This is a genomic window from Streptomyces viridifaciens, from assembly GCF_001888885.2.
Taxonomy (GTDB): Bacteria; Actinomycetota; Actinomycetes; order Streptomycetales; family Streptomycetaceae; genus Kitasatospora; species Kitasatospora aureofaciens.
In genome coordinates this window covers 326,249-339,280 of record NZ_CP090841.1, presented here as the reverse complement: position 1 = coordinate 339,280, position 13,032 = coordinate 326,249, and the positions used below count along the sequence as shown (strand labels likewise).

Here is a 13,032-nt window from a genome sequence, read left to right as displayed (position 1 = left end):
GGAGGACTTCATGGCTCACGTCGACGAAGAGATCGCCAGCCAGCCCGAATGCTGGCAGCGCGCCCTGGAACTGACCCCGCGACACCTGCCCGAACCCGGCGAGCGGGCCGCCGTCATCGGCTGCGGCACTTCGCTCTACATCGCCCAGGCCTACGCGGCGCTGCGTGAGTCGCTCGGACTGGGCGAGACCGACGCCTTCGCGGCTTCCGAGTTCCCGGCCGACCGCCGGTACGACCGGGTGGTCGCCCTCACCCGCTCCGGCACCACCACCGAGGTGCTCGACGCCCTCGCGCGGGTCGGCACGACCGAGACGGTGGCCGTCACCGCCGACCCGCGCACCCCGGTCGGCGCCGCCGCGCGCCACCTGGTGGCACTGGAGTTCGCCGACGAGAAGTCCGTCGTCCAGACCAGGTTCGCCACCACCGCCCTCGCCGTGCTGCGCGCCCACCTGGGTGCCGCACCGGCGGACCTGCCCGCCCAGGCCCGCGCCGCGCTCGACGCACCGCTGCCCCGAGGCGCCCTGGAGGCACGGCAGTTCACCTTTCTCGGGGCGGGCTGGAGCTGCGGAGTGGCGCCTGGCCGCCCCGCATCCCGCCGCCGCCCCCTGAGGCGGCGGCGGTGGCGCGGTGGCGGGGCGGGTTGGAAGGGACGTGGCGGCCCGGCCGGTGGGCGACGTCGGGGTGCCCAGGGGTGGTCAGGCGGACTTGACGGTGGGGAACCTGTCGCCGCCGATGACCCAGCGGCCCCGGCGCATGACGGCGACCGGGTCGTACCTCGAGGAGTCGACCACGACGAGGTCGGTGAGGCGCCGGACAGGGTGATGCGGTCGGTCACGGTCAGGGCCTCCTCCGTCTCGGCGATGAGCAGTGTGATGCGCAGTCGTGCTTGTGCCTGTTCCAAGCGACACGAGTCCAAGCAGCTGTACGCAGGTATATCGGGCCGCCGGCCGGAGCGGCCCGGCAACGGCCGAGGAAGGGCGCACAGTCGCCGATCGTCGGCGCGGGCTGAACTACACTCCGTCCATGCTCAAAGCTGATCGCGCCGCCAGGATCGTGTCGCACATCGCCGAGGCGGGGAGCGCGGACGTGCGCACGCTCTCCGAACTGCTCGGGGTGTCGGACGCGACCGTGCGCCGGGACCTGCAGGAACTGCAGGACCAGGGGCTGCTCCAGCGCACCCGCGGCGGAGCCGTGACGGGCGCGGTCAACCTGGAGATCCCGCTGCGGCACCGGGGCGACCAGCAGCAGGAGGAGAAGCGCCGGATCGCCCGGGCCGCCGCCGAACTGGTGCCGGACGGCGCCGTGGTGGGCCTGACCGGCGGCACCACCACCACCGAGCTGGCCAGGGTGCTGGGCGAGCGCGGCAAGGTCACCGTGGTGACCAACGCGGTCAACATCGCCGCCGAGCTGATCGTGCGGCCCGAGGTCCGGCTGGTGGTGGTCGGCGGACTCGCCCGCTCGGCCAGCTACGAACTGGTCGGCCCGGTCGCCGAGCGGATGCTCGACCAGTACCACCTCGACCTCGCGTTCATCGGCGTGGACGGCCTGACCGTTCAGCAGGGCTGCACCACCCACGACGAGATGGAGGCGCAGACCGACCGGGCCTTCCTGCGCAGCAGCGCCCACGCGGTGGTGCTCGCCGACCGGACGAAGGTCGGCCGGGTCACCTTCGCCACCATCTGCCCGCTCGCGGACGTCCACGACCTGGTGACGGACTCCGGGCTGCCGGACGCCCAGGAGCACGCGATCGCGGAGTGCGGGGTCCGGGTGCGGCGGGCCTGAACCTCCGGGGGAGAGCCGCGGACGGCCCGTCCCGGGACGGGCCGGGACGGCGGAGCGACACCGGAAGGGACGCAGGCGGGACACAGGAGGGGACACAGGAGGGACGACGAAGCGTGGTGGATGGGACCACCGCGCTCCTAGCGTGGCAGTCGTTCGCCCACCACCCGTGAAGGGCCAGGTAGTCCCGCATGAACCACGTCGACCCCGCCAACTCCGCCGGCCCCGGCCGACGCTCCTTCCTGGCCGGCGCCTTCGCCGTCGGCACCGGCGCCCTGCTCGGCTCCGCCCTGACCGCCGGGGTGGCCCGGGCCGCCGCCGGACCGGTGATCGCCGACACCGGCGCCTGGGGTGCCCGGCCCGCGAGCAGCCCGCTCAACTTCGTGGCGGGCGCGCCGGACAAGGTGATCGTGCACCACACCGCGACGCCCAACGTGACGGACTACTCGCAGGCCGCCGCGTTCTCGCTGGCCCGCTCGATGCAGAGCTACCAGATGGACTCCGAGCACTGGATCGACACCGGCCAGCACTTCACCGTCAGCCGCGGCGCGTACATCATGGAGGGCCGGCACAGCAGCCTGGCCACCCTCCGCAGCGGCACCCAGCACGTCGAGTCCGCCCACTGCACCGGGCAGAACACGGTGGCGATCGGCATCGAGAACGAGGGCACGTACAGCACCGTCGACCCGCGCAGCCAGCAGTACGCGGCGCTGATCGACCTGATCACCTACATCTGTCAGCGGTACGGGCTGCGCGCCTACCAGGTCTACGGGCACCGGGACTTCAACAACACCGAGTGCCCCGGCGACCGCCTCTACGCGCTGATCCCGCAGATCCGCCGCGACGTCGCGGCGCGGATCGGCGGGGACCCGACCGGCCCGGTCTGGCCGGTGCTCAGCAGCGGCGCCTCGGGCGAGAACGTGAAGACCCTGCAGTACCTGTTGGTGCAGCGCGGCCAGTCGCTGACCGTGGACGGGGCGTACGGCCCCGCCACCCAGGCCGCCGTGACGGCCTTCCAGAACACCAACCACGCCTCGGCCGACGGCGTCGCGGGCAACCAGACGTGGTCCCAGGCCGTGGCGCCGCTGGCGCGCGGCGCCACGGGCAGCGCGGTGCAGGGCGTGCAGAGCCAGCTGGTCGCGCACGGCATCCAGGTGAGCGTGGACGGCGCGTTCGGTCCCGGGACGCAGGCCGGGGTGACGTCCTTCCAGTCCTCGGCGGGGCTGCCGGCCGACGGCGTGGTGGACGCCCGCACCTGGAGCAGGCTGCTCGCCTGATCTCCCGGACCGTGCACCGGCGGCTGGCCCGTTCACCACGAACGGGCCGGTGACCGGCCGTTCCCGTCGGCGTCAGCAGGTGTCACCGGTGTCTCGTACGCCGTCCCACGGCTGTCCCACAGCCGTCCCAACACCGTCCCACGGTGTCCCTGGTGTGCACCGGGACGTCCCCGGTGCCGCCGATCCGTGGCGGGACGGCCGCGCGGCCCCCGAGAGTGGGCGGCACCGCCTGATCACCCGACAGGCACCGGAGGAATGGGATGACCGTGAAGACAACCCCGGCCCTGCGCGGGCTGGCCGTGGCCGTGCTCGCCTTCGTCGCGCTGGCGCTGCTGCCGGCGCAGGCCCAGGCACTGGACAGCACCACCTGGGTCCAGCGCAACCTGGTGGGCATCGGTTACCTGGCGAGCAGTGGCGTCGACGGCAACTACGGCCCGCAGACCACCGCGGCCGTCCGCAGCTTCCAGCACGACAACGGCCTCGACGAGGACGGCGCGTACGGCGCGCGCACCGAGCTGGCCCTGCACAACAAGGTCGCCGAGGTCCAGCGCGCCGCCGGCGCGGGCGCGGACGGCGCCTACGGCTCCGGCACGACCGGCTCGGTCACGGACTGGCAGCGGGCGCACAACCTGAGCGCCGACGGCATCGCCGGCCCGGCCACGATGAACGCGATGGGCGTCGCCCGCACCGTGCAGATCACCGCCCAGTGGAAGTTCCCCAGCCACGGCTGGAGCGTGAGCGGCCAGTTCGGCTGCCTGGACCAGATCTACATCCACGAGAGCGGCTGGAAGGTCTACGCCACCAACCCGTCCTCCGGCGCCTACGGCATCCCGCAGTCGCTGCCGGGTGACAAGATGGCCGGCGCCGGTTCCGACTGGCAGACCAACCCGGCCACCCAGATCCAGTGGGGCCTGGACTACATCAAGGGCCGCTACGGCGACCCGTGCTCGGCCTGGAGCTTCTGGCAGGCCCACAACTGGTACTGACGGGCCCCCTGACTCCTCCGACCCCGTTCTGTTCACCCTGTTCGTCACCGATCGACGTCTTCCCCGTGCCGACTCCTCGAAGGAGCACATAGTGAACAGCTCTTCCCTCGACCGCCGATCGCTCCTGCGCTTGGGCACCGGCGCCGTGGCCGCGGCCGGGCTCGCCGCGGTCGCCGACATCGGGTTCGCCCGCCCCGCGGCCGCGTACGGCTGGTCCGGCAACCTCGGCCAGGGCTCCTCCGGTTCGGCCGTGGCCGAGCTCCAGATCCGCGTCGCGGGCTGGGCGGCGGACTCGGCCTCGCAGACCTACGTGGCCGTGGACGGCTCCTTCGGGCCGGGCACCGCGGCCGCGGTGCGCCGGTTCCAGGCCGCGTACGGGCTGAGCGCGGACGGCGTGGCCGGTCCGCAGACCTTCGGGGTACTCAACTCGCTGGAGAAGTCGGACGGTTCCACGGCCCACTTCAACTGGTCGGAGTTCACCAGCCACGACGGCTCGGGCTTCGGGGGCGGCAACGTCGGCTCCGGCGAGGTGCAGGAGAACGTCCGGCGCACCATGTACAAGCTGGAGGCGCTGCGGAAGAAGGCGGGTGACCGCGCGATCACCGTCAACTCCGGCTTCCGCAGCACCTCGTACAACGCCCAGGTCGGCGGGGCGTCGAACTCCATGCACACCTACGGGGTCGCCGCCGACATCGCCGTCTCGGGCCTGTCGACGCTCTCCGTCTACCGGATCGCCGAGACCTGCGGCTTCTCCGGCCTGGAGACCTACACGGTCTCCTGGCAGCACGTGGACAGCCGGATCGAGCACTCCAACTACGGCTCGGGCTCCTGGTGGTGGCAGGACGGCGTGGCGTAGCGGCGGGGCCCCCTCCCCACGTGCCGCGGCACCGCGCCCTCCCCACCGGGCGCGGTGCCGTGTCGCTCGTGTCCTGTCCCCCCTTCTCGCAGTGCGGCCGGTCAGGCCTCGCGACGGAACGGACGGCGGCCGGCGGCGGCCAGCACCCCGCCCGCCCCGAGCGCCAGCGAGACCAGGGCCACCCGCCGCAGCAGGGCGGCCTCCCGGCGGTGGCGGCACGCGGAGTCCGCTTCCCCGAGCGGGCCCCCGTCGGCCGGGCCGGCCACGGGGGCCGTCGTGGCGGGCGCCGGGGCGCCCAGCGGGACGAACGTGATGCGGCGGCTGTCCGCGAGGCGCCACAGTTCCAGCAGGCGCTCGGCGTCGCCTCCGCAGACGGACGCGATGCTCTGCACCGCGTCCCGCGGGGGGAACTGCTTCCCGTTGACCCAGCGCTCCCACGAGGACTTCGCGTAGTGGGTGCGTTCGCTGAGCCGGGCGTAGGTGAGGCCCGACCCGGACTTCAGCGACTGCAGCTCGCTGGCGAGCTGGTCGGCGGGCGACGGTGATGTGGTCTCGGACGTGTGATGGCGGCCCATGAGGTATCTCCCCGAACTTCCTCTGAGATGACCGTTGTGGTGCGGAGTACTGGGTGTGCACCCGGGCGCCCTCGTCTGCTCCGACTCGCCGAGGTCTTTACCCGGACCAGAACCGGTGCTGACCTCGGGGCTACCCGGCGAGGCCAACTCTGCGCGATCGCGGGCCGATCTTCGACCGTCTCCGAACTTTCTGAGACGATGGGCCCCGTTCCAGGGCCCCTGAGCTGGGGCTTGGGACGCCCGGGTGGAGACGGTTGAGACGGAGGGACGGATTCCGCAGGGGCTGAGGGCGGAGCGCGACTAAGCTGATCATCCCAACGATGACCAGTTCATGTCTGCCGTCGACCCGCCAGAGGTGCACCCCCACGATGAGCCAGTCCTGGAAACCGCTTCCTGACGGTCTTTCGGAGCCTGCCAGGCGCCTGGCCGAGGAACTGCGTGCGGTCAAGGACGCGCACCGGATCTCGCTCGCCGAACTCGGGAAGCGGACCTACCTCAGCAAGGCCTCCTGGGAACGCTGGCTGAACGGCAAGCGCCTGATCACCCCTCAGGCGCTTGCCGGGATGATCGCCGCCCTGGACTGCGACGGCGAGCTGCTGACCTCCCTGCTGAGGCAGGCCGAGGCGGCGCGGGACGCGGCCGAAGGGGCCGCGCCGGTGTCGGAACCCGTGCCAGCGCCGGTGTCAGAACCCGTGCTCGCGCCCGTGTCGGAACCCGTGCTCGTGCCCGCGCCCGTGCCGGTCGCCGTTCAAGCGTGGCCGACCGAAGCGCCGGTCCGGTCCGCCGTCCTCGGCCGCGCCGCCGGGTGGCGCCGCCCGTCGGCCCTGCTCGCGGCCGCCGTCGCCGTCGCGCTCGTCCTGGCCGTGAGCCTCTACCTGCACGGTCTGAACGGCGGCACCGACGCCGCCGCGGCCGGACTCCCCGCGACGAGTGCGGAGGCCGGGGCCGCCCCGCTCTGCCAGGGCATCGGCTGCGCGGGCAAGGACCCCCAGCTCATGGGGTGCGAGAACGACGACCACACCCTGCTGACCGGCAACGTCGGCCAGGTGGTCCTGTACCTCCACTACAGCCCGCGCTGCCGAGCCGCCTGGGCGGGGATCACCGAAGGCGCCCCCGGGGACACCGTCACCATCACCAACAGGACCGGCTGGCAGGAGACCGCCCTGATCCACTGGGGCTACGACAACTACTCGGCCATGGTCGACGCCGGACCGGCCGACACCACCCTGCGGGTGTGCGGCCACCAGCCGGGCGGGGACGGGTGCCTCCCGCTCGTCACCGACCCCGCCGCCCGGGCCGCCACCATGGCCGCCCCCTCCCCGAAGGCCCCGAGCCCGGTGGCCTCCGTCCCGGTAACGGAGTCCCCGACGCCGAGCGCGACCTCGTGAGACCGGCCCGGTGGCCGTGCCGCCGGCCGGTCACCGGGCTCAGACGAAGTTCTTGTCGATGAGCATCTGCAGCACGTTCACGTGGAAGTCCGGGAAGTCCATCGGCACAATGCCGAACCGGGCCCGCTGCCGGGTGCGGGCGACCAGGTACGGGTAGACCGTCCGGTCCATCAGGGTCTGCGAGCTGCTCTTGGGCCAGTAGCCACCCGCATAGCTGAGGAAGTTCACGAACATTCGCGGGTAGGCCGGGTTGAGGAATGCCTTGTCGAATTGGGCGGTGATGTACCGGCCCTTGTCGCCCAGCGCGTCGGTGCCGCCGATCTGCCAGACGTCCTGGGTGTCGAACCAGTCGTTCTGGCCGCTGGACCAGTCGATCAGGCCCCACGGGTTGGCGAAGTCCGCGAGCAGGACCACCTTTCCGCGGGCCGTGCCGAGGGTCGGCCAGCCGTAGAAGTGGAACATGCCGCGGTAGCCCAGGCCGTCCAGGTAGTGGTTGACCCGCCGCTGGAACTCCGGGTCGTCGAGGGACTGGCCGCCGGCGCGCTCGTTCCGGAGGCGCATCAGGACGGTCTCGCCCGGGTGCGCCGCCAGGAAGGACCGGCACTGGTCCAGCACGTCCTGGAGCCGGATGTGCTGGTAGTTGTCGGCGTGGTAGATCCCGAGTTCGTCGGGCGCACCCTCCAGGCCGTTGCAGCGGATGTCGAGGAAGCGGACGCCCTCCTGCAACTGCTGCGGGATGCCCCAGTTCTGGGTGTGCGACCACTCGGTGCCGTACCACGGGTTCTGGCAGCAGGAGTCGTGGGTGCCTGGGACGGTGAGGTCGAGCAGCGACAGGCTCCCGTCCAGCCGGCTCATCCAGCTGTCCGTCGGCAGCCCGCCCGGAGTGGCCGAGGAGGCCGCGGTCCGGGCGGTGGCGGAGGAGACCGGTTCGAACAGGCTTCCGACGGCGGCCGCACCGCCCGCTCCGGCTCCCCACCTGAGAAGGTCACGACGTGCGATGCCCATGGTCCGGCTCCCTCCAACCCGTGCGCGGCTGCGGTGACTCGCCCTGACACTGGTCCAACGGGGCCGCCGCGTCAACGGGTTCAGTGCGGGCCCGTGCCCTGACCGTCCAGCCGTCCGGGCTGTCCGGGCTGTCCGGGCTGTCCGGGCCGACCACCAGCCACCGGGCGGACAGCTCTGTCCGAGCGCCCTCGGCGGTGAACTCGGTGAGGGACAGCGGCATCTCGCCGGTGGCGAGAACGGCGAGGACGGCGAGGACGGCGAGGACGGCGAGCACGGCCGAGCGGAAGAGCTCGTCGAAGGCGGCGTCGGCGACCTGGGCGGGGGGCGGGGCCGTGTTCGAAGACCGGGCGCAGCTTCGGGGGCGGCCCGGACGGGGACCGCGCCAGCTCCTTGCGTTCGGATCAGGTGCGCTTCAGACCCGGTGCGCGGCGACGTAGCGGGCCGGATCCTGGCGGAACTCGCCGTGCCAGCGCCCGAGGCACTGCTCGGCGAAGGTGAGGCCGGTGGCGACGATCTCGTCCAGCGGGTCCAGGTAGCCGGGGACGTGGGGCGGTTCGAGGCCCGCCGAGACGCGCGCGTCCAGCCCGGCCCGGGCGAGGCGGAGCAGTTCGGCGGCCAGCGGGCGGACGGGGTCGTCGCCCAGTCGGGTGGCGAGGCCGCGGACGGGCAGTTCGGCGAGTGCGGCGCGGTGCTGCGCCACGGTGTGGTGGCCGAGCAGCTTCCAGGCGGCGGCACGGGATTCGGCGTGGTAGGTGAGGCCGGTCCACAGGGCCGGGACGGCGGCGATGAACGGGTACGGCGGACCGTCCGAGCCGCGCAGTTCCAGGGTGTTGCGCACCCGGGTGTGGGTCCAGAGCTGGTTGAGGTGGGAGGCCCAGTGGGCGGGCGTGGGGCGCGACCCGTCGTCGTAGCCGTACCGGAGGAGGTCGGCGAAGGGGCGGTCGGGCGCCGGGTGGTAGCGGCCGTCCGGGGTGCGGTAGTGGATCAGGGGGAGGTCGAGGGCCCAGTCGATCACGTCGTCCACGTCGACGTCCGGGCGCAGCGCGGGCGCGAGCACGCCGCACCGGCGCGGGTCCATCCGCAGCCAGGCCCAGCTGCGGTGGGACAGCAGGCCGTCCGCACGGCCCTCCTGGATCGGGGAGTTGACGAGCAGGGCGGCGACCACCGGTGCGGCGGCCATCTGGGTGCGCAGTTTCTCGGTGAAGTCCCCGGGCGAGAGGTAGTCCAGCGTGACCTGGGTGGAGAGCGACAGCGCCATGATGTACCGGGCGCGGTCGCCCGCAGGGCCCAGCGCGGCGAAGTAGTCCCGCATGATGGCGCCCCTGGTCATCGGCACCCACTGCACGTCGGCCAGCCGGTCGAACGGGAGGTTCCCCCCGGGCACCAGGGCCAGGCCGAACCGGCCCACCAGCTCGGCGAGTTGCTCCAGCGCGGTGCGCATGTCGTGCACCGCTTCGGCCACGCTGGGGACGGGCACCGAGGAGTACTCGAGCTGGCCTCCGTGTTCCAGGGTGATCTGGCTGCCGTCCGGGCGCAGCACTCCGGTCAGCCGTCCGGCGTCCTCCTGGCGCTCGCCGCCCCAGTGGGCCAGCACCGCCTCCAGGACGGCCAGCACGCCGCGGTCGCCGAAGTAGCGGGCGGCCAGGCCGGTGGCCGGGTCGAGCAGTCCGCACTCGACCTCGATGCCGACCTGCTCGCTGCGGGCGGGCCGGAACGGGGCGCGCAGGTCGTCCCGGGTCAGCTGCCGGTCGGTCACGCGGTACCCACCCGGGTGGCGATCCGGGGGTGGCCGGCGCGGTCGAGTACGGCGGCCACCGCGTCGAGGGCGGACCGGGCGGCGCCCTGGCACCAGGCGTGGGCGCCGGAGAGGTGCTCGCCGGCGAAGAAGATCCGCGGGTCGTCGGCCGGGTGCGGCGAGCCGAGCACCGTCAGGTAGCGGGTGTGTTCGCCGGGTGTCAGGTGGGCGAAGGCGCCGCCGCCCATGCCGGTCTGCACGTCCCAGTCGCAGTGCAGGATGTCGTCCACGTCGGCGGAGATGCCGGGGTGGAGCCGGTCCAGGCAGTCCAGCACCAGGGCGTCGCGGTCCGCCGGGGGCAGCGCGGCGAAGCGCCGGGCGTTCGCGCCCCACTGGTAGGCGCCGAGCAGGGCGGTCGGCTCGGCCGAGCGCAGCGGGTCTCGGGCGGCCCAGCGGTGGTCGGCGCTGCCGTTGACGCCGTCGGTGACCGGCATGGCGTTGTCCGACGGGTACCAGCACTGCTGGATCGGCAGGTCGGTGAAGCTTCCGCCGCCGTGGATGCCGTCCTCCAGTTCCCAGCGGCGGCGGGTGAGGTGGAGGACAGACTTGCTGCTGCTGGCGTAGCTGATGCCGCGCACGGCGTGCCGCTGGGAGTGGGGCAGGCCCGGACTGACGGCGATCTGGTCGAGTGCGGGCGCCGGGACGCAGCAGACCACGTAGTCGGCGTGGTCCTCCAGCGGGGCGCCGAGCCGCTTGCCGTGGATCCGGACGCCGTCCGTGGTGAGGGTGAGTTCGTCGATCCGGCTGGACAGCCGGAGGGTGCCGGGGCGCAGGGCCCGGACGAAGGCGTGGACCAGCGCTTCCAGCCCGTCCACCAGCTCGACCTGCCCCTCGTGGAACAGTCCGAAGTAGTCGACCAGGACCTCCAGCAGGGAGGACTGCTCGTAGTGGGCGAGCCCGCTGGCGTGGCCGATGAGGTCCCAGGCGTCCTGCGACAGGTGCTCGTGGACGAACTGCCACAGGGACACCGAGGCCGCCCGCTCCAGCGCCGGGTCGTCCCAGTGGCCGGCCAGCGTGTGCTCCTGCTGCTCGACGGTGAGCGAGCGCCACACCGGGCCGAGCAGGCGGTCCAGCACCGGCGTCGGGGCCTGCCGTTCGCCCGGGCGGAGCGCGTACGCGGGGTAGAGGACGGCCACGTCCTGGACCCGGACCCGCTGGCCGCGCAGGTGGTAGTAGGCGCGCGGGTTGGCGTTGACGAACGGGCGGGTCTCCAGGTGGAACTGGGAGACGTAGTGCAGCACGCAGTGGTGGTTGCCGGGGATGCGCATGGCGCCGAGGTCGACGTGGGTGCCGTCCCAGAAGCGGTGGGTCCGCACCCGTCCGCCGGGCCGGTTCGACCGTTCGTGGACCACGACGTCGAACCCGCGCCGCTCCAGCTCGTACGCGCAGACCAGGCCGGCGATTCCTGCGCCGATGACGGCGACCCGCCCTCGGGCGCCCGCCACCGGGTTCAGCAGGGCACGCGGGAACGCAAAGCTCGTATCGAACATCGGCACCGCACCCCTCTGGCGACCGGACTTCGCCTCAGCCTGGTCCAGGCCTGGTTCGTGTGCCACTCGGCGGCGCCGACGCGAGTGAGGGGACGGTGTCGGACATGCAGGGCCAATGTTGCTACTCGGAGCGCTGGGGCGGGCCTCGCCGAGGGGCCCGGAAAATGACCTGACCGGTATTCCGGCGGCGGGGTGGCGTGTTCGGCACCGCCCCCAGCGCCGGTGCGACCCGAGCACCGGGATCGCGCTCGCCTCCTACTCGATCGGCTCGCCGCACGAGGTGCGCCGCAACGGCAACGCCGTCACCGTCACCGACCCCTTCGGCACCCACGTGCTGCCCGGGATCGCCGGCAAGCCCGCCGAGGAACTGCACATCGGCGGCACCCACCACCACCCGTACCAGACCCCGATGGCACAGACGAAGAAGTAACCCGCACCGCATGAGACCGGCCGGTCGGGGGCAGACACCCACGGCCGGCCGTCGACCGTTCTCACGCCGGACGAGGACAATGCGGTCCAGGGCGTGTCTTTCGGATCACGTCGGATCAGCGGGCGGAACGGTCGCCTGCGTCGTGGTGGTGGGCGGCTCCCGGCCGCACCCCTACTGACGGGTCACCACCGCCGGGCTGCGGCTGAACCCCGCTCGGCGGAAGCCACGTAGAGCGGGACGGAAAGGGACGGGGGAGGAACAGGGGATGGAAGCGGACGGCCCGGAGGTGCGTGCGTACATCACGGCCCTGGTGCGGATGGGCGCTCCGGAGGTGCCGGGCCCGCCCGCGCTGGCGGTCCCGGCGGGCACCGCGGCCGAGGTGACGGCCGTCGCCCGGCGGCTGGCGCTGCGGGCGCTGCCCGACCGTCAGCGGCGGCCGGAGCCGACGCCGGGACTCCTGGCCGTGGCGAGGGGGCTGGTGGTGGACGTGCACCCCTGCGCGCCGGGGTGGACGGTGGCCGAGCGGGAACGGCTGGCGGGGTGGGTCGCGGTGCTGATCGAGCACCGGGGCGAGGACGGCGTCCAGGAGCTGGTCCGGGAGCTGTGCCGAGAACCGGGCCGGGAGGGACCGGGCCGGGACGGTCCGGGCCGGGAGATCGACGGGGACTGAGCGGTGGCACTCGGTGGAGCCCCAGATGCCCGCAGGTGGGGGCGTTGGTGGATCGTTGGCAGGTCCTTGGCGGCGCCCGGCAGTCTGGTCCAGACCGCCACGGGGGATGTACGGCGGAAGCCCTGCCATGTGCCCTTGCCCGACCTGAGAGGTAGCGCGTGTCGAAGCCGTCCGTCGCCCGCCCCACACCCGTCGCCCAGCCGCCCGCGGGCCCCCCGGCCGCCATCGCGGCCACCCCCGAGCCGGCCCCGGCCCGACCGACCCTCGACCCCGACACCCTGGCCGAGATCCACCGCCTGCACGGCGGCTACCTGCTGCGCGCCCTGATGCGCACCACCGGCGGCGACCGCGGCAAGGCCGAGGACATCCTCCAGGAGACCCTGCTGCGCGCCTGGCAGCACCCGGAGGCCCTGGCCGCCGGCCCCGAGCAGGCCCGCCCCTGGCTGTTCACCGTCGCCCGGCGGATCGCCATTGACCACTACCGGATGGCTGCCGCCCGCGCCAAGGAGGTGATCGGCGAGCCGGTCGAGGACCGTCCGCTCGCCGACGACCCGTACGAGCAGGTGGTGGTCGCCCGGGACCTCGCGCTGGCGCTGCGGCGGGTGCAGAAGCACCACCGCGAGGTGCTGGTCGAGCTGCACCTGAAGGACCGCTCGGTGGTGGAGGCCTCGGCCCGGCTGGGGGTGCCGCCGGGGACGGTCAAATCCCGGAACTTCTACGCGGTCCGGGCGCTGCGGCCGGTGCTGGCGGCCGAGCACGGGTACGCGCCGGTCACGGGCTGA

The 13,032-nt window shown here is 73.2% G+C and carries 14 protein-coding genes; 9 read left to right on the top strand and 5 right to left on the bottom strand.

Features of this window, described 5'->3' with window-relative positions; genetic code table 11:
- Positions 1 to 10: 10 nt before the first annotated feature.
- The 5 genes from BOQ63_RS09085 to BOQ63_RS09065 all read left to right on the top strand — a co-directional run bounded on the left by BOQ63_RS09085 (position 11) and on the right by BOQ63_RS09065 (position 4,897).
- Positions 11 to 1,036, top strand: a complete 1,026-nt coding sequence (locus BOQ63_RS09085) for an SIS domain-containing protein (protein ID WP_072654020.1) — start codon at positions 11 to 13, stop codon at positions 1,034 to 1,036.
- Complete coding sequence (locus BOQ63_RS09080) at positions 1,023 to 1,781, top strand: DeoR/GlpR family DNA-binding transcription regulator (RefSeq protein WP_072654019.1); 759 nt, start codon at positions 1,023 to 1,025, stop codon at positions 1,779 to 1,781. Before BOQ63_RS09085 ends, BOQ63_RS09080 begins: the two co-directional genes overlap by 14 nt.
- A gap of 188 nt (positions 1,782 to 1,969) precedes the next feature.
- Positions 1,970 to 3,055, top strand: a complete 1,086-nt coding sequence (locus BOQ63_RS09075) for a peptidoglycan recognition protein family protein (RefSeq protein ID WP_030554829.1) — start codon at positions 1,970 to 1,972, stop codon at positions 3,053 to 3,055.
- Positions 3,056 to 3,315: 260 nt separating this feature from the next.
- Positions 3,316 to 4,041 carry an aggregation-promoting factor C-terminal-like domain-containing protein gene (locus tag BOQ63_RS09070; RefSeq protein ID WP_078867144.1) on the top strand — a complete coding sequence of 242 codons (726 nt, stop codon included), beginning with the start codon at positions 3,316 to 3,318 and terminating at the stop codon, positions 4,039 to 4,041.
- Positions 4,042 to 4,132: 91 nt separating this feature from the next.
- Complete coding sequence (locus tag BOQ63_RS09065) at positions 4,133 to 4,897, top strand: D-Ala-D-Ala carboxypeptidase family metallohydrolase (protein ID WP_223885881.1); 765 nt, start codon at positions 4,133 to 4,135, stop codon at positions 4,895 to 4,897.
- Between the two features lie 101 nt (positions 4,898 to 4,998).
- On the opposite strand, the gene BOQ63_RS09060 is transcribed toward BOQ63_RS09065, so the two are convergent.
- A complete protein-coding gene (locus BOQ63_RS09060) occupies positions 4,999 to 5,472 on the bottom strand; it encodes a helix-turn-helix domain-containing protein (protein ID WP_051746684.1) in 474 nt (157 codons plus the stop codon).
- 368 nt (positions 5,473 to 5,840) lie between these two features.
- On the opposite strand from BOQ63_RS09060, the gene BOQ63_RS09055 reads away from it, so the two are divergent.
- The gene (locus BOQ63_RS09055) at positions 5,841 to 6,860 is read left to right on the top strand and encodes a DUF2690 domain-containing protein (protein ID WP_030554824.1); all 1,020 of its coding nucleotides are present in this window, start codon (positions 5,841 to 5,843) and stop codon (positions 6,858 to 6,860) included.
- Between the two features lie 39 nt (positions 6,861 to 6,899).
- On the opposite strand, the gene BOQ63_RS09050 is transcribed toward BOQ63_RS09055, so the two are convergent.
- From BOQ63_RS09050 to BOQ63_RS09035, 4 genes are all read right to left on the bottom strand, one after another.
- On the bottom strand, positions 6,900 to 7,865 hold the full coding sequence (locus BOQ63_RS09050; protein WP_030280596.1) for a phosphatidylinositol-specific phospholipase C: 966 nt from the start codon (positions 7,863 to 7,865) through the stop codon (positions 6,900 to 6,902).
- A complete protein-coding gene (locus tag BOQ63_RS09045; RefSeq protein WP_072654017.1) occupies positions 7,846 to 8,139 on the bottom strand; it encodes a hypothetical protein in 294 nt (97 codons plus the stop codon). The genes BOQ63_RS09050 and BOQ63_RS09045 overlap by 20 nt, the downstream gene beginning before the upstream one ends.
- Before the next feature lie 138 nt (positions 8,140 to 8,277).
- The gene (locus BOQ63_RS09040) at positions 8,278 to 9,621 is read right to left on the bottom strand and encodes a glutamate-cysteine ligase family protein (protein ID WP_072654016.1); all 1,344 of its coding nucleotides are present in this window, start codon (positions 9,619 to 9,621) and stop codon (positions 8,278 to 8,280) included.
- Positions 9,618 to 11,150: a flavin monoamine oxidase family protein gene (locus BOQ63_RS09035; protein ID WP_150475770.1), complete on the bottom strand. Its 1,533-nt coding sequence runs from the start codon at positions 11,148 to 11,150 to the stop codon at positions 9,618 to 9,620. Before BOQ63_RS09035 ends, BOQ63_RS09040 begins: the two co-directional genes overlap by 4 nt.
- A gap of 115 nt (positions 11,151 to 11,265) precedes the next feature.
- Between BOQ63_RS09035 and BOQ63_RS09030 the strand changes: the two genes are divergently transcribed.
- From BOQ63_RS09030 to BOQ63_RS09020, 3 genes are all read left to right on the top strand, one after another.
- A complete protein-coding gene (locus BOQ63_RS09030; protein WP_143174683.1) occupies positions 11,266 to 11,580 on the top strand; it encodes a hypothetical protein in 315 nt (104 codons plus the stop codon).
- A 265-nt stretch (positions 11,581 to 11,845) separates the two neighbouring features.
- Entirely contained in the window at positions 11,846 to 12,250 is a 405-nt protein-coding gene (locus tag BOQ63_RS09025) for a hypothetical protein (protein ID WP_072654015.1), read from the top strand.
- 158 nt (positions 12,251 to 12,408) lie between these two features.
- The gene (locus BOQ63_RS09020; protein ID WP_223885880.1) at positions 12,409 to 13,032 is read left to right on the top strand and encodes a sigma-70 family RNA polymerase sigma factor; all 624 of its coding nucleotides are present in this window, start codon (positions 12,409 to 12,411) and stop codon (positions 13,030 to 13,032) included.